Below are 18,519 nucleotides of genomic sequence, written 5' to 3' on the forward strand. Positions count from 1 at the left end.
CATGATCGAGAGAAAGGCGGCTCCCGCCTACCAGCGGTGAGCGGGCCCGGCGCCACGCGCGCCTCCGCAAAGCACCGCTCCGCGGAGCGGTGGCAGATCGACCAGCCCCCGGGCGAAGTCCTCGACCGGGCGATCGCACTACGCGACGACTGGCTCGGCCGGGCACTGTGCACCCTGCCCGCCGACCGTCCGGCCGCCGAAGCGGCCATCACCGAGCTGTACCGCCTCGTGGGGCAGCGCGCCCCGCGCTTTGTCTGGGTCGACTCCCCAGGCGCCGCCGCGGACGCCGGGCTGATCCCGAAGATGTCCCTACCGCAGGACTGGACGGCCCCAGGACAATCGACCGTCTGGCCCCTGGCCGCACGGCTGGCCACTCTGGCCTCGACACTCCGCCACACCCTGGACGAGTGCTTCCGGCGTCGCCTGCCCAGATGGCCGCTGGGGTCCTTCCTGGGCTGGCAGGCCGTCCTGACGCTTCCTCCTCGGGAGAGCCTGCGGGAGGGCGCCTCGCTCAGCGAGATCCTCCAGGTCACCGTCCGGGACACCCTGAGAGGAACCGTGCACGAATCGCTGGGCCGGCCCCAGCGCGTCCTGCTGAACCGGCCGGCCATGGCCTGGTACGGGCTGCATGAGGCCCACTGGGTCGCCGAGCACGACATCCTCCGCACCTTGAGCAGGTCCCGCATCGGCGCCGCCACCGGCGCGCAGCTCGACCTGTGGATCGCGCTCGCCCGGTCGTGCGGCTGGTGGTGGCCGGACGAGGACGTGTGCGTGGTGTCCGAACGTCCGGCGGCCGTGCACGCCGAACCCGTCCCCGGCTCCGCGCACGGCGAGCTGCGACTGCACTCCGGCAAGGGCCGGGCGATCCGGTACGCCGACGGCTGGGGCCCGTGCTCCTGGCACGGCACCCTCGTCCCGTCCTGGGTGATCGAGGAGCCCACCGTCGAGCGGATCCTCGCGGAGCCCAACGCCGAGGTGCGCCGCTGCGCCATCGAGCGGATCGGCTGGGACGTCTACATCGACCGGGCCGGCCTGCGCCTGGTCTCGACCGCGCCCGACCCCGGCAACCCCGGCTGCCTGCTCCGCCTCTACGACCTGCCCTTCCAGAGCCTGGGCTCGCGCGCACGCGTGCTGCTCGCCGTCAACGGGTCGGTCGAGCGGGACGGGACCCGCCGCCGGTACGGGCTCAGCGTCCCCGCCGACCTCGACGATCCGGTCGCCGCGGCGGGCTGGTCGTACGGCCTCACCAGAGACCAGTACGCACGCCTGCTCCGCCGCACGTGACCCCGACCGCCCCCTCCCCGCTCCACACGAGACCCCCAAAGGTGATGCGCATGACCACGACCACCGTGACCCTCGCCGACCTGACCCGCCGCACCGGACTCGACGTCCTGGACCACCTCGAGCAGGAGATGGCGATCCCGGTCATCGACGGCCTCCAGGCCCAGGGCGACCTGATCGTCGTCCCGCTGGACCTGGCCCGGGACATGTCGGCCGCCCGCACCGCGCGCTGGCGCCCCGTCCCCGCCGCGGGCGTGGAACTGCTGCGCGGCGCGGCGGGCGGCAACCCGCACACGCTCGTCGCCGACCCGGGAACGTGCCGCTGGACCACCGACGTGATCGACCCGGAGGCGCTCGCCATCGGCGTACTGGAGACCCGCGCCGTCGCCTACCTCATCCACCCCGAGCACGGCGGCACCGGTATCGCGCCGGGCGCCTACGCCGTCCGCAGGCAGCGTGAGCGCGCCACTCAGCGCCCCGGACGGTCCCGCCTGTCCGGTGGTGACCGGCTCGTCGCCGACTGAACCGTCCCCCGGGACGGCTCAGTGATGGAAGCCCGGCTGCGCTGGGGCGCCGGTGGAGCGGTGCCCCAGCCGGTCGAGGCAGCGGCGGATGTCGTCGGCCAGCAGCGAGACCTCATCGCGGCTGACGCCGTGCCTGACCAGGATCCGCTGCACGACGGTGTCGTCCCGGTGCGCGGGCAGCGGATAGGACGGCACCTGCCAGCCCCGCGTGCTGAGCTGCTCGCTCAGGTCGTAGAGGGTGAAGCCGGGATCGGGATCGTCCTTGAGCCGGTACGACACGGCCGGCAGCGCCCCCCGCCCGTCGTACAGGAGCTCGAACGGCCCCATCGCCGCGATCTCCCCGGCGAGGTGGCGGGCGCTGTCGACGCACGCCTGCTGGACGCGCCGGTAGCCCTCGCGGCCCAGCCGCAGCAGCATGTAGTACTGCGCGATGACCTCCCCGCCGGGACGGGAGAAGTTCAGTGCGAACGTCGGCATGTCGCCGCCCAGGTAGTTCACCCGGAAGATCAGTTCCTCCGGCAGCAGCTCGGCCGACCGCCACACCGCCCAGCCCACGCCGAGCGGCGCCAGTCCGTACTTGTGCCCCGAGGCGTTGATGGAGACGACCCGCTCGACCCGGAAGTCCCAGGCCAGCTCCGGCTGGACGAACGGCGCCACGAACCCGCCGCTGGCCGCGTCGACGTGGATCGGGACGTCCACCCCGGTCTCGTCCTGGATCCGGTCGAGCTCGGCGGCGAGCTCGGCGACCGGCTCGTAGTCGCAGGTGTAGGTGACGCCCACGATCGCCACCACGCCGATGGTGTTCCGGTCGACGTGGCCCGCGAGCTGGTGCGGGCGCAGGCCCGTCGCGCCCGGTTCGAGCGGCACCTGGCGCAGCTCGACGTCGAAGTAGCGGGCGAACTTCTCCCAGCAGACCTGCACCGGTCCGCACACCAGATTGGGCCGCTCGGCCGGCGCGCCCGTCCCGGTGCCCGGGGCCGAGCCCGCGCCGACGCCCACGCCGGCCTCGGCCGCGACCCCGGCCTCGGCCCTGGCCTCCGCCTCGGCCTCCGCCGCACGGCGCCGCCGCCACCGCCACTTCATCGCCAGGCCGCCGAGCATCGCCGCCTCGCTGGACCCGGTGGTGGAGCAGCCCATCGTGTCGTGCCCGGCCGGCGCGTTCCACAGATCGGCCAGGATGCGCACGCACCGCGACTCGATCTCGGCGGTCTGCGGGTACTCGTCCTTGTCGATCATGTTCTTGCCGAGGCACTCGTCCATCAGGCGGTGCACCTCGTCGTCGCTCCAGGTGGTGCAGAACGTCGCGAGGTTCTGCGCCGAGTCGCCGTCGAGCTGGAGCTCGGCGTGGAGCATCGCGTACACGGCCCGCGGGTCGGACGGGTGCTCGGGGATCCGGTGCTTGGGCAGCACCCGCTCGCTCAGCGGCCCGGCGAACAGGTCCTGGTCGCCGTCATCGGGCTCGGCCTCCTTCACGACGTGCAACGCCACGGTGAGCCTCCCGCCGTCAGAGAAGTAGCGCTACCCGGCTACCTCTCCGACCCGCACCCCCAAAAACCCACCAAAGCACCCCATATCAACAGCAGCGGGCAAAGCCCGGCGGACCGATCAGTACGTGTCGAGGGTGCGCCGCAGGATCGGCACCGTCTGCTCGGGTGGAGCGGCCTCGGTGACCAGGGTGTTGAAGGTGTGCCAGTGGTGCTCGATCTCGGCCCGCCGGAACGGGTAGACCGCGCTGTTGTGCCGTTCGAGGTACACCATGTCGGGCAGCCCCTGCTGCGGGAAGCGGACCAGGGTGACGGGACCGTCGCCAGCCACCCGCCCGCAGATCCCGTACGGCGCGATCTGCACGGTGACGTTCGGCCGTCCGCAGAGGTCGATGATGTGCTGGAGCTGCGCCCGCATCGTCCGCGGGCCGCCGATGGGCCGCCACAGCGCCGACTCGTCGAGCACCGCCCACAGGTTCAGCGGCCTCGGCCGGCGCCGCAGCACCCGCTGGCGGCCCATCCGCAGGTCGACCCGTCGGTCGACCTCGTGCTCGGGGACGACGCGGCGAATGACCTCGCGGGCGTAGTCCTCGGTCTGCAACAGGCCGGGGACGAACTGCGACTCGAAGCAGCGGACCAGCCGCGCCGTCTGCTCGGCGCTCAGGTAGGGCCGCACCCACTCGGGCACGATGTCGCGATCGGCGTGCCACCACGCCCGCCCGTTGGCCTGGTCGGCGAGCGCCAGCAGCGTGGCGCGCGGGGCCTCGTCGCTCACGCCGTACAGGCTGAGCAGGTCGGCGATGTCGCGCCGCTTGCACCCGATGCGGCCCAGCTCGAGGCGGCTGATCTTCGAGCTCGAACCGCGGATCGCCGCTCCGGCGTCCTCGCGCGAGAGGCCGGCCGCCTCCCGCAGCTCGCGCAGCCGCAGGCCGAGCAGCATCCGCGGGACCAGCGGGTCGCCCTGGACGGACGTGGCATGCCTGCTGCCGGGGATCGTGACGGAGGCCATGGGGGGACTCCTCGTCGGAGACGGCGGTGCAGAACCGGTCTCACTATAGCTTCACGCACCGCGTCGGCCACGGAACCGTGCGCCACACCGGCGGACGGCGCCCCGCCCGCGGCTCCGGCCAGGGCGCCCGTCCCGTCAGGGCTTGCGCGCCACCCCGCACAGGGTGGGCAGGTCCTCGGTGTCGATCCCCTCCACCTCGGGACGCCACCGCGGACTCTGCACGAGTCCCGGCTCGACCGGCTCGAGCCCGTCGAAGTAGCCCGCGATGAACTCCGGGCTGCGCAGCCTGAACGGGATCGCGCCGGTGTCGTCGTACACCTTCTGCGCCGCGTTGAACCCCGCATGGGTGTCGGTGCAGTCGTCCAGGATGAGGAAGCTGCCGGAGGCGAGCGGGCGCAGCAGCCCCCGCGCGACCGCCAGGGCCTCGTCCGGATCGACGATGTGCCCCATCACGTTGACCAGCAGCAGCGCCACCGGCTTGGACAGGTCCAGCACCGCCGCGGCCCGCTCCATGATCGCGTCGGGATCGTGCAGGCTGGCGTCGATGTAGGTGGTGGTGCCCTCGGGCGTGCTGGTCAGCAGTGCACGCGCGTGCGCGAGCACGAGCGGGTCGTTGTCGACGTACACGATGTGCGAGTCGGGGGCCGCGCGCTGGGCCATCTCATGGGTGTTGTCGAGCGTGGGCAGCCCGGTCCCGCAGTCCATGAACTGGCGGATGCCGTGCTCCCCGGCCAGGTACCGGATGGCGCGATCCATGAAGTACCGCCCGGACCGGGCTATCTCCACGATCCCGGGATACAGCGCCACATACTGGTCACCTGCGGCCCGGTCGACCTCATAGTTGTCGGTCCCGCCGAGCCAGTAGTTCCAGATCCGGGCCGATTGCGGAACGTCAGTATTGATCTTCGCTTGCGAACCCTGCGCCGGGTCGGGGGGGCCATCGGTCATGGTCCGGCGTTCCTTCCAGCAGTCCTGCCTCCTGATTCCCCCAACCTAGACCTCGCCCCGAGCACCCCGCCGGGAACGCGGAATTCGGACACTCCCCACTCCCATTCACCGCTTTTACGGATGCACATAATCAAAATCCCCCAAGCCCCAGCCAAGTAGGCAAAACCCCAGACAACCACCCCTCTCTCCCACTCACCACCAGGAACACCAGCACACTCGGACCGCCCACTTCACCACACTGGCCCCATATCTTTACAATCCAGACAGGCCCTGGAGTGCACACCCTCCCTTCGATTCGGGCACCGCAATATCACCATTCAGGAAGACCACCTCCACGCCCAGAGGCCGCCCGAAAAGATCATCAATTCCCCCGGCCCGGATCACCCGCACACCGGCCACCGGGGGCGCGAAGGGGCGCCGGCGCTTGTACGGTCGGGCGCATGCCCTCGCAACGTACGGCGCCGAAAAAGCTCAAGGAGCCCACCGCGCCCAAGCTCCCCACCACCCTCGCCACCACCACCGGCGACCTCGCCGACGACGGCGTCTACCTGTCGACGGCGTTCGGTGCGGTGGACCTGGTGGGAAGCGAGGCGGAGGACACCGAGTTCGAGCGCTGCTCATTCAGCGGGACGCGCCTGTCGGCGACCGCACTACAACGCGCCACCCTCAACGACGTCGTGTTCAGAAGCTGCGACCTGGCCAACGTCCGGCTCGCCAACTGCCGGATCTTCACGACGGCGATCGACGGATCGCGGCTCACCGGCGCCGCCTTCAGCGACTGCGGGTTGCAGGACGTCCTGTTCGAGTCATGCCGGGCCGACCTCGCGGGCTTCCGCTTCAGCACGCTCCGGCGGGTGGTGTTCCGGGACTGCAACCTCGAGGCCGCCACCTTCCAGAACGCCGACCTGCGCGGCGCCCGGTTCGAGGGCTGCCGGCTGAGCGGCGCCCAGTTCAGCGGCGCCGACATGACCGGAACCCGCATCACCGACTGCGACCTGCGCGGCATCGGCGGAGTGCAGAGCCTCCGCGGCGTCACCGTCACCGCCGCCGACGCCCCCGGCCTCCTGTCAAGCCTCACCGCCGAACTAGGCATCACCATCGAGGACTGACGGTGAGGTGAAGCCGCCGGAGCCGAACCAGGCGCGGAGGAGGCGGACGCTTCTGCGACCACCGGCGGCCTTCGAACACACGTTCGCCCAGGGGGTAGCCTGGACGCCATGACAGGCGCATTCCAAGGCTCGCTGCTGGACGATCCGGGCGAGGCCGGCCCGCGGCCCCTGGACGTCCGGCGGACGCACCTCGCCCACGGAGCCTGGATCGACGTCCACCCGGGCTGGATCGCGGGCGCCGACGCCCTCTTCGAGCGGCTGCTCCACACCGTCCCGTGGCACGCCGAGAGCCGCCGGATGTACGACCGGACGGTCGACGTTCCCCGCCTCCTCGCCTTCTACGACGAGGGCGACGCCCTGCCCGACCCCGTCCTGGACGAAGCCAAGCGGGCCCTCGACGCACGCTACGCCCCCGAGCTCGGCGAACCGTTCCGCACCGCCGGCCTCTGCCTCTACCGCGACGGCCGCGACAGCGTCGCCTGGCACGGCGACACCATCGGCCGCGGCAAGACCCACGACACCATGATCGCGATCGTCTCGGTCGGCGCCCCCCGCTCGCTCCTGCTCCGCCCCCGCACCGGTGGCCCCACCCACCGCAACGACCTGGGCCACGGCGACCTCATCGTCATGGGCGGCAGCTGCCAACGCACCTGGGAACACGCCATCCCCAAAAGCGCCCGCGCCCTGGGCCCCCGCATCAGTATCCAGTTCCGCCCCCGCGGCGTGCGCTGAAGAATCGTCCACCCGACTCGATTCCCGCCCGACTACCAGCTCTTCCTCCTGCGAACGATCTCAGAACCGCCGGAAGCAGCGGGGATCTTCTCGGCCTGCTCCCCGCGGGGTTCGCCTTGATGCTCGACCCCGGAACACCGCACGCTTGGGAGTTGCCCGGCCGCAGCACCTGACGGGACTCCTGCTGGAGCGGGCTGCACCACCGAAAACGCGCACATTTGGCGACGGTGCGGCGGTCTGCATGTGCGGTCGGCCGCGAAGGACGAGGATGGACGGATGGACGATGCTCCCTTCGACCCCGCGCCGGTGCTCGGGCAGATCGCCTCGGCGACCGATGACCTGCTCGCCGGCGCCGCCCGGCTGGACGACGCCGACATGCGCGCGCCGTCCCTGCTGCCCGGCTGGACGCGCGGGCACGTGCTGACCCACCTCGCCCGCAACGCCGACGGCGGCACCCGGCTGCTGACCTGGGCGCGTACGGGCGAGGAGTCGCATGAGTACCCCAGCATGGAGGCCAGGGCGGCGGAGATCGAGGCGGGGTCGGGACGCGGCGCCGGCGAGCTGGTCGCCGACGTCCGCGCGGCGGCCGACCGGTTCGCCGCCGCGTACGCGCTCATGCCCGCGGAGGCGTGGGAGCACGTCGTGCAGTGGACGTCCGGGGTCCGCCGTCCCGCCGTGCGCGCCGCCGACGCGCGGCTGACCGAGGTGCTCGTCCACCATGTCGACCTCGGCGGCGGTTTCACCCCGGCGCACTGGCCGCCGGAGTTCACCGCCCGGCTGCTCGGACGGGTCGTCACGTCGTTCGCCCAGCGCGAGGACGCGGAGGCCCTGCGGATACGGCTGCACGCCATCGACACCGGCATCCAGTACGGGGACGGCTCCACCATCGTGCGGGGCCCACAGGCGGCGCTACTGGCGTGGCTGATGGGCCGCTCGAACGGCGACGGTCTCAAGACGGACGACGGGACGCCACTGCCGAGCCCGCCCTTCCTCTTCTAGAGAGGAAGGCTCTTCTAGAGAGGACGGGCGGACTCGGCGGACGGTCCGATTTACGAGCTGACGGCCGGGCAGCGGGCGCCGTTGGCAGGAAGGGTGAGCGACACCAGGTACGCGTCGGTCGCGCTTTCCATGCACGGGCCGCTGCGGGCGCTGCCGTGTCCGGCGCCCTCGTAGGTGAGCAGCCTGCCCGAACGGCCCATCTGCTTGGCGGCGTTCGTCGCCCACGCGTAGCCGCTGGCCGGGTCGTGCAGCCCATTGACCAGCAGGATCGGCGCACTGCCCCGCACCTTCAGCCGGTGCTGCGGGTTGCTGACCGGCTGCGGCGCGCCGAGGCACCCGGCCGCGGCGAGGAGCGGGCGCGTGTACGGCAGGTCCGGCGCGGTCCTGGCCATTACGCGCGCGTTCGCGGCGTACTCCCGGTAGTTCCGCGCCGGCAGGCTCCAGTCCGAGCAGAAGACCGACAGGAACGGGTCCGCCGTGGTGGCCTCCGCCGCCTTCACCGGCTGCTCGGCGGGCGCGCTCGCGGTCCGCCCGGCCGGACGCTCCGCCGGACGGGCGGCGTCGAAGCCCGCCAGGTAGGTCGCGATGGCCTGGTAGTCCGGACCGTAGAGCTTGCGGAACACCTTCTCGACGAGCTGGACCGGCTGCACCTTCTTCGCAGGGTTGGACGGATCGGTCAGCTCGCCCCGTTCCGCCTTGGCGCGCAGGTCCGCCATGAGGGCGCGCACGTCGCGTCCGTGCAGCGCGCACCCGGTGTCGGACGCGCACCACTTCACGAACTCGTCGAACGAGTCCTGCGCCGTGGCCGCCTGGGTCTTCAGGAACTGCCGGGCGTTCGGGAGGCTGTGGTCGACCACGCTCTCCAGCAGCATCGCGCGGATCCGGCCCGGGTACTTCTCGGCGTACTGCTCCCCGAGCAGCGTCCCGTACGAGCTGCCGTGGAAGTTCAGCCTCCCCTCGCCGAGCGCCTTCCGGAGCGCCTCGAGGTCCTGGACCATGCTGAGCGTGTCGACGTGGTCGGCCAGTGGGCCGGTGCGGGCCCGGCAGTCCTTCCGCAGCTCGTTGTTGTAGGCGACGGTGGCCTCGAAGTCGGCCTGCCCGGTCATCAGCGGCGAGGGCCGGGCGGCCAGCAGCGTGGTCGAGCACACGACCGGGTTGCTCTTGCCGACTCCGCGCGGGTCGAGGCCCACGATGTCGAACCGGCGCTGGATCTCTTTGCTGAACCGGTCGGGATTCTCCACGACCCGGCCGGCGCCGACGTCACCCGGACCGCCGGGCCCGAACACGAGCGTGCCGACTCGGGCCTTCGGGTCGGTGGCCTTGCGGCGCGCGAGCGCGAGGCCGAACTTCTGCCCGTCCGGGTGCGCCCAGTCGACCGGCACGGGCAACGTCGCGCACTCGGCGCCGTTCTCGCACGGCTCCCACTTGATCGACGACGCCGACGTGCCGCCGCCGGACGGCGCCGCCGCTCCGCCGGACGACGCGGCCAGGCTGCCGGTCACCGCGGACGGTCCGGTGAGCACCAGGCCGCCGACGGCCGCCATCGTGCCCGCCGCGGCGACGGCGAGGCCCCCGACGGCCAAGCGCCGCAGCCTCCGCCCCCTCGGCGCGCCGGCCACGCGCGGCTCCCCGCCGTGCGGCCCTCCGTCGTCCGGCCGGCCACTGGCCGGGGTGCCTTCACGCATCATGCGAGATCTGTCCCTTCCCTGGAGGAGCGTTCCTGTGAGGTGTCGTCCGCGGCCTGAGGCCGCTCGGCCCTGATGCCGGACCGCCGAGTGGCAGCTCGACGGCCCTGGGACGTGACGATCACCGATCACGTTAGGCCCGTCGAACCCCCAGGAAGGGGACGACCAGGGTCATCTCAGGGTGGGGCCAGGGTCAGCTCAGGGTCGGTGAATCCCGGGCCGGACGCCGTCCGGCCGACCGGAGGCCGGCGCGCTAGAAGAGCAGGCCCATGTGGTACTGGTCGACGGGGCGGCCATCGATCTCCAGCCCCGACCGCCGGAGCCCCTCGACCACGAATCCGCAGGTCAGATAGAGATTCAGGGCGGCATGGTTGTGCGTCATCACGACCAGCTCCAGCCGTCGCAGGCCCCGCCGCCGGGCCGCCTCGGCCGCCGCGCCGAGCAGCGCGCGGCCGATCCCGCGGCGTGCGTGCGACGCCCGGACTCCCATCACGACGTAGCCCGTCCGCCGCGAACGCGCGAGCGGGCTCACGGTCACGCCGACGTACCCGGCGAGCGCCTCGTCCGTTCCCTCCGCGTCCGCGTCCGCGTCCGCGACGACCGTGTAGGACGGGTCGGTGCCGCCCGCCTGGGCTTCGAGCCGGTGCCGGAGGCGGGCCGGGTCATGGTCGCGTTCGTCCGGTTCGAACAGCATGAAGCGCGACTCGTCGTCCAGCGCGTGCTGGAGGCCGAGCAGCGCCGCCGCGTCGCCGGGCACGGCAAACCGCACGGGCCGGGGCACAGCGCGGCGCCCCGTCCCCTGGCCCGAGGCCGACCCCGGCCCGCGGCTCGGCGCCGCCCCCGGGCCCGACCTCGGCCCCGACCTCGGCCCCGGGATCGGACCCGGGATCGGACCCGGGATCGGACCCGGGATCGGACCCGGGGTCGGGGTGGGCTCAGGCATGCGCCCGTGCGCGTTCGGTCATCGTGGCTTCTTTCCTCCCGGTAGGGCTCGGCGCAGGACCTCGGCGAGGTGGACGCCCCGGTTGTCGGTGCCCTGGGCGATCTGCGTGCGGCAGGAGAATCCGTCGGCGAGGACCAGCTCGTCGTCGTCCGCCGCGCGCACCTTCGGGTACAGCTCGCGTTCGGCGCAGCCCTGCGAGACCTCCCAGTGGCCGGTCTCGAAGCCGAAGTTGCCCGCCAGGCCGCAGCATCCGGCGCCAATGACGTCGGGGTCGACGCCGAGCCGCTCCAGCACGGCGAGATCTGGGTCGTAGGACCCCTTGGCCTCCTGGTGGCAGTGCACCTGGGCGATGGCGGGAAGGTCGAGCTTCTCGAACGGCCAGTCGCCCTCGTGCGCGGCGACCAGTTCGGCCAGCGTCACGGTGCTGCCGGCGAGCCGTTCGGCGTACGGTTCGTCCGGCAGCAGCTCGGGCGCCTCGTCCCGCAGCATCACCGTGCAGGACGGCTCCAGCCCGACGATCGGCAGGCCCGCGTCGAGTGCGGGCCGCAGGATGTCGAGGGTCCGCCGCAGCACCTGCCGGGTGACGGTGAGCTGGCCGGTGGAGTGCCAGGTCAGCCCGCAGCAGACGCGGCCCGGCGGGATCAGCACCCGGTAGCCGAGCGCCTCCAGCACCTCGACGGCGGCCTGCCCGGTCTCGGGCGCGTGGTAGTTGGTGAACGTGTCGGGCCAGAGCACGACGGTTCCCGCGCGTCCCGGCTTCGGTCCCTGGTGCGTCTTACGGAACCAGTCGCGCAGCGTCGGCGAGGCGAACCGGATCATCTCCCGGCGCGGCTCGATGCCGCCGGCGCGCTTGACGAGCGAGGCGACCCGGTCCACCGACAGCACCGCGTTCGCCGTCCGGGCCGCACCGGGGACGCTCGCCACCAGCCGGGACCACAGCGGCAGCCAGCCCATCGAGTAGTGCGCCATCGGCCGGAAGCGGCCCGCGTAGTGGCGGTGCAGGAACTCGGCCTTGTAGGTCGCCATGTCGACGTTCACCGGGCAGTCGTTCGCGCACGCCTTGCAGGACAGGCACAGGTCGAGCGCCTCCAGCGCCTCCTCCGACCGGAAGCCGTCCTTGATCGTCTCGCCGCGCAGCATCTCGGCGAGCACCCGGGCCCGGCCGCGGGTCGAGTGCACCTCGTCCCGGGTGACCTTGAACGAGGGGCACATCGAGCCGGTGTCCAGGTTGCGGCAGGCGCCGACGCCGACGCAGCGGTGCACCGCCGCGGCGAACGAGCCGCCGTCGCGGGCGAGCGCGTGCACGGGGGTGATCTTCAGAGCGTCGCGGCCGGGGCCGGGGCGCAGGTCCGCGTCCAGCGGCGCCGGGTCGACGATCACACCGGGGTTGAGCACGCCGTCCGGGTCGAAGGTGTTCTTGAACGCGCGGAAGGCCCCGAGCAGCTCGGGCGAGTACATCTCCTTCAGGAGCTCGGACCGGGCGCGGCCGTCGCCGTGCTCTCCGGCGACCGATCCCCCATGGGACATCACCAGGCGCGCGGCGTCGGTCATGAAGCTCCGGTAGACCGCGAGGCCCTTGGGTTCTTGCAGGTCGAAGTCGAGCCGCAGGTGCAGGCAGCCCTCTCCGAAGTGCCCGTACGGGACGCCGCGCAGCCCGTGCTCGCCCATCAGCCCGTACAGGTCGCGCAGGTATCCGGCGAGCCGGCCGGCGGGGACGGCGGAGTCCTCCCAGCCCGGCCACGCTTCGCTTCCGTCCGGCAGGCGGGTCACGATCCCGGAGCCAGCCTCCCGGATCCACCACAGCGCCCGCATCTCCTTGGGGTCGTCGACGACGACGGAGGTCATGCCGGGCGCCCGTTCGCGGACGACCTCGGCCAGGGCGTGCGCGGCGTCGCGGGCCTCGGCCGCCGTGTCGCCGCCGACCTCGCAGTACAGCCAGCCGCCGCCGGGCGGCAGGTTCGACCCCGCGTCCGCGCGGCCCGGCTGGAGGCGCAGCGCGGTGAGCAGGTCGGAGGCCATCCCCTCCACGGTCAGCGCCCCGGCGGCGGCGGCGAACGGGGCCAGCTCGGCGGCGGTGTACACGTCCTCGAAGCCGAGGACGGCGAGAGCCCGGGCGCCGGGCACCGGGACCAGCCGGACGGTGGCCTCGGTGACCAGCCCGACCGTCCCCTCCGCGCCGACCAGGGCCTTGGCCACGTCGAAGCCGTTCTCCGGCAGCAGGTGGTGCAGCCCGTAGCCGGCCACCTGCCGGCTGAAGCGGCCGAGCTCGGTGCGCAGCGGCCCGAGGTGCGCGTCGCGGAGCGCGGTCAGCTCGGCGTCGACCGCCGCGTCGCCGGACGTCCCCGGGCCGGCCGCCAGCTCCCGGCCGCCGGGCAGCAGCATGCGGACCGCCTCGACGTTCGCGGAGGTGATCCCCCAGGCCACGCTGTGCGACCCGCAGGCGTTGTTGCCGATCATCCCGCCCATCGTGCAGCGCGAATGGCTGGACGGGTCGGGACCGAAGGTCAGCCCGTGCCGCCCGGCGGCGGCGCGCAGGTCGTCGAGCACCACGCCGGGCTCGACGACCGCGGTACGGGAGTCGGGATCGATCGATTTGATGCGGGTCAGATGCCGGGAGGTATCGACGAGGACGCCGGTCCCGACCGCGTTGCCCGCGATCGAGGTGCCACCGCCGCGCATGGTCAGCGGCAGTCCCTCCGCGGCGGTCAGTTCCAGGATCCGGGTCAGATCCTCGGTCGAGCGAGGTTCGGCGACGGCCACCGGCACCTGCCGGAAGATCGAGGCGTCGGACGAGTAGGCGGTACGCGTGGTCAGGTCGGTGCGAAACACCCCAGGGAGCGCAGCGGCCAGCCGGTGAGCATGATCAGACACGCCCCCAGCGTAGGTGCCCGTCCCCCACTCGGTAAGCGCGTAGCCGCAGGAAGAAGCGGTGTTTTACACGGGAAGCCCGAAGCCGGCGCACACCACCAGGAAGCCGGGTTCGTCCGGCCCGAGTGCGTTCAGGACGTTCTGCAGGACGGGACCATCGTTGAACATCCCGACATGCCCGACGAAGTCCTGCGGGCACTGGTCCTGGATCAGGATGTTGCCGGGCGCGAGCGCGACGAACCGGCGGACCTTGGCGGCGCCGGTCGAGGCCAGCACCTGGTCGACGAACGCGCTCATCACCTGCGCCGAGGCGGGGATGTCGGCCATCCCGCCGATCCGGTCGGCCGAAAACGGGGCCATGCCGTAGTTGAAGGCGAAGACGCGGTAGCCCGCGTTGGCGAGCATCGGGGACAGCACCGCCCAGTCGGCGCCCATGTTGACGAAGGTGGCGCGGGCTCGCACGACCAGTCGTTGGCCCCGGCGACCGCGTCCGGATGGGAGAAGAAGTTCTCCAAGGCCACACCCACATCGCCGACCGGATACTTATCGGTATCCGCACCCGCCGGGGCTGGTCCCGCGATCGACGCGGCGCCGAGCCCGAGCGCCAGAGCCGCCGAACCGAACCCGCGCCGCACCGCCCGCACCGCCCGTGCCGGGTCCGCAGCGCTCCGCCTCGCCCGCACCGCAGGTACCGCCGGTGCCGCAGGTACCGCCCGCGTCCAATAGACGGCAGAGGGGCCGACGAGCGCGCCGATCCGTCACCCTACGCGTTCACCGGAACGCATCGAGTGCCGGACGCGGCGTCGTCAACCCCCAACGAGCACCCGCCCCAGCGAGGACGAGCGGTGGATCCCGGTCACTCCCGGACGGCGGCGGCCTGCCCTTCCCGCCCGGCGCGCCGGATCAGAGTCGCCCGGCTCAACCGTCGCCCCGGGCTCCGTCCCGGATGCCGCCCACAAACGCGCGCCACTGCGCCGGATCGAGAACGAGCGTGCCCGCAGAGTGATCATGCGAGTCGCGAATCAGCACCGACGGTCCGAGCGCCGCCACTTCCACGCACTCGTCAGCCGGCGCGCTCGCACTGCTCTTGCGCCAGTTGAGTTCCGGCCCCCGAATTGACTGATAGACCATCCAGCAACCTCCATCCATTGCTGGTGGGCGCGGTCTCGCCAACCGATCGGACAAGAGCACCCGCCCACCCGAAGTCAAGCAGGGCATAACAAACCACGACCTTGTGGAAATTTTCCCGATCACGAGTGTAAACGGTTCTAGTTATCCCGCCTACACCGGGAACACAAGATCACTCTCCGTGCTATGTGGCCCGCTCGCCTTATGGATGTCCGATACGGCGGTCACCTCCGGATGGGTCGGACGGGAAAATGAAGATCGGGTCGTCGAGGACCGGGCCGGCGCCGGACGGCCCGGCACAAGCGCCCGCGGAGCCGAGACCGGCGGGGCCGGCGACACCCGCGGCCCTGGCGGGGGTGCCGGGTTCGCCGCGGGCGCCGGGGTCGTGGGCCGCCCCGGTCAGGCCATCAGCTCCTCGGCCGAATTGCGGATCAGCTCGATCGACTGGTCCGCGGGGAGCGCCTCGTCGAAGAGCGACTCGAAGCTGTCCCGGTACTCGGAGATCCGCGGGTCGTCGCCGGTGATCAGGGAGCTGCTGCCGGGCCTGCCCTCCAGGTAGAGGAGGTCCCCGAGGCCGCCCTCGAACTCCAGGACGGTGAACGGCCCGTGCACCCCCAGGTGCGCGCCGACGCTGAACGGCAGGACCCGGACGGTCAGCTCGTCGAGCCGCTCCGCGGAGTCGGCGATGTGCTTGAGCTGGTTCGGCATGATGACCGGGTCGATCCCGATGCCCACATGCCGGCGGATCACGGCCTCGTCGAGGATGTAGTACTGCCGCGGCGGGCTCTCGCGGGCGGCGAGCTCGCGCTGGCGCTGCATCCGCAGCCTCGCCCCGAACGCCTGCGCCGTCGAGCTGACCATGCCGGTGGCCAGGACCTCGGCGTACTCCTGCGTCTGGAGCAGCCCGGGGACCACCGCCCCGTGGAAGTGCCGGATGAACGAGGCGCCCGCCGAGTAGCCCACGAAGCTCAGGAAGGTGTCCTCGAACTCGCCGCGGTAGGCGTTCCACCACGCGGGCTCGCGCGCCCCGCGGGCCAGGGACTGGAGCCGCTCCTGCCGGCTCTCCGAGGTCACCCCGTAGGTCGTCAGCAGTGCCTGGAGGTCGGTCCTGGTGATGGCGTTCTTGCCGCCCTCGACCCGGATCAGCTTGGACGGCGACCACTCGAGCGACCGCGCGACCTGCTCCTGCGTCATCCCCTTCTCTTTGCGGAGCCGGACGAGCTCGGTTCGCAGCAACGCGCTCTGCACGATGGGTCCCTGGTCACTGGCCATAGATATCGCTCGCTCTGAGTTGTCGGTGCTATGGACTCGCCTGCCACATGGCGTTCGGGGAGCTGGCGAAGTAGAGGGCGCCACACCGGCACGTACCTCCGCCCCACGGGGCCGAGAAGTCCCGGGAACTGCCTGCTCAGGTGCGCCATATCAACATCGCCAGCTTCTACGGTGCTGCATGTCGACGGACTATGTTGTACCGTGCTAGGTAGCAGATTAGCAGGGTTCGCATAGACATAGTGCACCCTGCCTGCTGGAGGCACAGAGATATGACGCTGGGTCAGGGGCCGGCCGGCGCACGGCGGCCCGCGCATCCGGCGAGACGCAGGAGACGCACGACTCAGGAGGTCGAAACGGACGCCGATCATTCGTCATTTCGACACAAATAAATAGAGCCGCCCCCCGCCACCCGCCGATCACAGGTTGCGAGCCGAGAGGATCGGCGGAGCGCGGGGAGCGGCTCCTCGGGACCCTTGGGAGCGCTTTCCCCGGCCCGTCGAACTGCGCCGCGACCATGCCGCTGCACCGTTCTGACCAGGTAAAACAATCCCAACGGCCTCCCCCAGTCTAACCGCGATCACGCGGTTCAGGCCATAGGTGGCACGACTTCCTCCCCCGGACGGTCCCCCTCCGGACACCGCACGACAATGGATCATTTCGGCGGGAGACGTGTTCCGCGACTTGGGGTTCTCGACATGTCAACTGACCGCTTTCGTCCCCTGACCATCAACGGCCACCCCGCAGACCACACGTCAGCAGCAAGGCATGACGCGGCGGTCCCCGCCGTCCGGCCCTCCGCCACCGCGGAGCGGGCCGCGGCGGGCGAGGACGACGCCGCCGAAGGGAGGGCGCGATGATGGCCGGCCCGGTCCATCGGCACGACCCCGACCTGATCACCCGTGCGCCCCGGCACGCTCCGGACGCCGTCCACCCGCCCCAGCTCCTCCGCGACCGCGCACACGCCCAGCAGTGGCCGGCCCAGCCCACCGCACAGTCCGGCACCCAGCCCGCCGCCCGGCACCCCGTCCAGTCCGTCCAGCCCGGACGGCCCGGTCAGCCCGCCGGCCAACCCGCTGAGCCCACCGTCGCCGGCCAGGCCAGTGAACCCGGGCAGGTCGGCCTGCCCGCCGTCCACCCCGGCCAGCACGTCCAGCCCTCGCCGGCCGCCCCGCCCGTCCAGCCCGCTCACTGGGAGCCGCACACCGGGCAGCCCCGTCCCATCCGCTTCTGGTCCGCCCTGACCTCCGTCGAGCAGGCGGCGGTGGCCGCGTCGGCGGCGCTGGAGGCGTTTCCCGCCGGGGACGTGCTGTGGCACGAAGGGCAGTTCGCCGACCATGTCCTGGTGATCCGCGCGGGCTGGGTCAAGATCTGCGTGCGGCGCGCGGACCACGACCAGATCATCGCGATGCGCGGCCCCGGCGACCTGATCGGGGAGCACGCCGCGCTGTCGCTGCCACGGCGCTCCGCCACCGTCATGGCGCTCGACGACGTCCACGCTCTCCGCCTGCCGGCGGCGGAGTTCACCGCGATCCTCCAGGCCCACCTGGGCGTCCTCGCCGTGCTGAAGCGGCAGACGTGCGACCGCCTGATCGAGGACCTCGGCCGTCAGGCGCCGTTCGGCGAACCGCACACGCTCTACGACGGCGCGCAGGCGCTGTACGGGGAGCGCCCCGGCGCCCCCTACGCGCTGCCCTCGTGGGGGCGGGCGAGGGCGCACGTCGCCCTGACCCCAGGGTCCTCGCGCACCGCCGAGGCGCGTCCGGCACCGTCGCCGCCGTGCTCCTACCGCGCCTCGCCGATGCCGTACGTCGACACGGCCTGGCCCGCGCGCGCATCGGCCGCCCCGGTCGCCGCGCGTCCCGAGTGGGACGGGCAGATGTGCTCCGTCCTGTACACCGACATCGCGGGATTCGGAGGCCCGCACCGCAACGACGGCGACCGCCGGACCGTGCGGCGGGTGATGTACGACCAACTGCGCCAGGCGTTCGAGCGCTCCGGGCTGTCCTGGGACGCCTGCCACCGCGAGGACCGCGGCGACGGCGCGCTCATCGTCATCCCACCCAGCATGCCGACCCGGTCGATCGTCGCCCCCATGCTCGCGCTGCTCACCGCGGGACTGCGGCTGCACAACCACCAGGCCGGCGCCGCGGTCCGCATCCAGTTGCGCGCCGCGCTGCACGTCGGCCCGGTCGAGCGCGACGACGAGGGCGTGTCGGGCTCGGCCATCATCCACACCGCGCGGCTGCTGGAGGCGCAGATCTTCAAGGACTGGCTGGCCCTCTCCCAGTCCGACCTCGGATTCATCGCCTCGGCCTTCGTCTACGAGACGGTCGTCGCACAGGCCCCCGGCCAGGTGGATCCGGCCGAGTACCACCCCGTCCGCTGCAAGGTGAAGGAGTCGGACCTGACCGGCTGGATGTACCTCTCCCAGGCCGTCGTCCCGCCTCCGCCACCTGAGATCACCACAACGGTCTGAGCCGTCCGGACGGAGCACGCCCGACGAGAACCACGACGGGGACGGGGACGGGGAGAGAGTC

The 18,519-nt window shown here is 72.1% G+C and carries 15 protein-coding genes; 6 read left to right on the forward strand and 9 right to left on the reverse strand.

Annotated features, from left to right (window positions below):
* Positions 1-36: 36 nt before the first annotated feature.
* The gene (locus QP090_RS13150; RefSeq protein ID WP_285939045.1) at positions 37-1,284 is read left to right on the forward strand and encodes a DUF6745 domain-containing protein; all 1,248 of its coding nucleotides are present in this window, start codon (positions 37-39) and stop codon (positions 1,282-1,284) included.
* Between the two features lie 50 nt (positions 1,285-1,334).
* Positions 1,335-1,805, forward strand: coding sequence for a DUF8820 family protein (locus QP090_RS13155; RefSeq protein WP_285939046.1), 471 nt, complete (start codon positions 1,335-1,337; stop codon positions 1,803-1,805).
* A gap of 18 nt (positions 1,806-1,823) precedes the next feature.
* Here QP090_RS13155 and gad read toward each other — a convergent pair whose 3' ends face one another.
* The 3 genes from gad to QP090_RS13170 all read right to left on the reverse strand — a co-directional run bounded on the left by gad (position 1,824) and on the right by QP090_RS13170 (position 5,246).
* Entirely contained in the window at positions 1,824-3,293 is a 1,470-nt protein-coding gene (gene gad, locus QP090_RS13160) for a glutamate decarboxylase (RefSeq protein WP_285939047.1), read from the reverse strand.
* 117 nt (positions 3,294-3,410) lie between these two features.
* Positions 3,411-4,298 carry a helix-turn-helix domain-containing protein gene (locus QP090_RS13165; RefSeq protein ID WP_285939048.1) on the reverse strand — a complete coding sequence of 296 codons (888 nt, stop codon included), beginning with the start codon at positions 4,296-4,298 and terminating at the stop codon, positions 3,411-3,413.
* A gap of 135 nt (positions 4,299-4,433) precedes the next feature.
* Positions 4,434-5,246: an SAM-dependent methyltransferase gene (locus tag QP090_RS13170; protein WP_285939049.1), complete on the reverse strand. Its 813-nt coding sequence runs from the start codon at positions 5,244-5,246 to the stop codon at positions 4,434-4,436.
* Between the two features lie 440 nt (positions 5,247-5,686).
* Between QP090_RS13170 and QP090_RS13175 the strand changes: the two genes are divergently transcribed.
* The 3 genes from QP090_RS13175 (at position 5,687) to QP090_RS13185 (ending at position 8,086) form a co-directional block, all read left to right on the forward strand.
* Positions 5,687-6,355 (forward strand): pentapeptide repeat-containing protein, encoded by a 669-nt coding sequence (locus QP090_RS13175; protein ID WP_285939050.1) that lies wholly within the window; start codon positions 5,687-5,689, stop codon positions 6,353-6,355.
* A 108-nt stretch (positions 6,356-6,463) separates the two neighbouring features.
* Positions 6,464-7,087, forward strand: coding sequence for an alpha-ketoglutarate-dependent dioxygenase AlkB (locus QP090_RS13180; protein WP_285939051.1), 624 nt, complete (start codon positions 6,464-6,466; stop codon positions 7,085-7,087).
* Between the two features lie 276 nt (positions 7,088-7,363).
* A complete protein-coding gene (locus tag QP090_RS13185; RefSeq protein WP_285939052.1) occupies positions 7,364-8,086 on the forward strand; it encodes a maleylpyruvate isomerase family mycothiol-dependent enzyme in 723 nt (240 codons plus the stop codon).
* Positions 8,087-8,136: 50 nt separating this feature from the next.
* Here the strand turns inward: QP090_RS13185 and QP090_RS13190 are convergent, their stop codons facing one another.
* The 6 genes from QP090_RS13190 to QP090_RS13215 all read right to left on the reverse strand — a co-directional run bounded on the left by QP090_RS13190 (position 8,137) and on the right by QP090_RS13215 (position 15,958).
* Complete coding sequence (locus tag QP090_RS13190) at positions 8,137-9,669, reverse strand: alpha/beta hydrolase (RefSeq protein WP_285939053.1); 1,533 nt, start codon at positions 9,667-9,669, stop codon at positions 8,137-8,139.
* Between the two features lie 355 nt (positions 9,670-10,024).
* Positions 10,025-10,528 (reverse strand): GNAT family N-acetyltransferase, encoded by a 504-nt coding sequence (locus QP090_RS13195; protein WP_285939054.1) that lies wholly within the window; start codon positions 10,526-10,528, stop codon positions 10,025-10,027.
* Between the two features lie 204 nt (positions 10,529-10,732).
* The gene (locus QP090_RS13200; RefSeq protein ID WP_285939055.1) at positions 10,733-13,585 is read right to left on the reverse strand and encodes an FAD-binding and (Fe-S)-binding domain-containing protein; all 2,853 of its coding nucleotides are present in this window, start codon (positions 13,583-13,585) and stop codon (positions 10,733-10,735) included.
* 63 nt (positions 13,586-13,648) lie between these two features.
* Complete coding sequence (locus QP090_RS13205; RefSeq protein WP_285939056.1) at positions 13,649-14,044, reverse strand: esterase/lipase family protein; 396 nt, start codon at positions 14,042-14,044, stop codon at positions 13,649-13,651.
* Between the two features lie 456 nt (positions 14,045-14,500).
* Positions 14,501-14,713 (reverse strand): DUF397 domain-containing protein, encoded by a 213-nt coding sequence (locus QP090_RS13210; protein WP_285939057.1) that lies wholly within the window; start codon positions 14,711-14,713, stop codon positions 14,501-14,503.
* 396 nt (positions 14,714-15,109) lie between these two features.
* Positions 15,110-15,958, reverse strand: coding sequence for a helix-turn-helix domain-containing protein (locus QP090_RS13215; RefSeq protein ID WP_285939058.1), 849 nt, complete (start codon positions 15,956-15,958; stop codon positions 15,110-15,112).
* 877 nt (positions 15,959-16,835) lie between these two features.
* Between QP090_RS13215 and QP090_RS13220 the strand changes: the two genes are divergently transcribed.
* On the forward strand, positions 16,836-18,458 hold the full coding sequence (locus QP090_RS13220) for a cyclic nucleotide-binding domain-containing protein (RefSeq protein WP_285939059.1): 1,623 nt from the start codon (positions 16,836-16,838) through the stop codon (positions 18,456-18,458).
* Positions 18,459-18,519: the final 61 nt, after the last annotated feature.

The organism is Actinomadura xylanilytica (assembly GCF_030283145.1).
Classification (GTDB): Bacteria; Actinomycetota; Actinomycetes; order Streptosporangiales; family Streptosporangiaceae; genus Spirillospora; species Spirillospora xylanilytica.

Coding starts and splice junctions, on each gene's coding strand:
- QP090_RS13165 (WP_285939048.1), bottom strand. CDS start 4,298: ATGGCCTCCGTCACGATCCCCGGCAGCAGGCATGCCACGTCCGTCCAG.
- QP090_RS13175 (WP_285939050.1), top strand. CDS start 5,687: ATGCCCTCGCAACGTACGGCGCCGAAAAAGCTCAAGGAGCCCACCGCG.
- QP090_RS13185 (WP_285939052.1), top strand. CDS start 7,364: ATGGACGATGCTCCCTTCGACCCCGCGCCGGTGCTCGGGCAGATCGCC.
- QP090_RS13210 (WP_285939057.1), bottom strand. CDS start 14,713: ATGGTCTATCAGTCAATTCGGGGGCCGGAACTCAACTGGCGCAAGAGC.
- QP090_RS13180 (WP_285939051.1), top strand. CDS start 6,464: ATGACAGGCGCATTCCAAGGCTCGCTGCTGGACGATCCGGGCGAGGCC.
- QP090_RS13170 (WP_285939049.1), bottom strand. CDS start 5,246: ATGACCGATGGCCCCCCCGACCCGGCGCAGGGTTCGCAAGCGAAGATC.
- QP090_RS13220 (WP_285939059.1), top strand. CDS start 16,836: ATGATGGCCGGCCCGGTCCATCGGCACGACCCCGACCTGATCACCCGT.
- QP090_RS13155 (WP_285939046.1), top strand. CDS start 1,335: ATGACCACGACCACCGTGACCCTCGCCGACCTGACCCGCCGCACCGGA.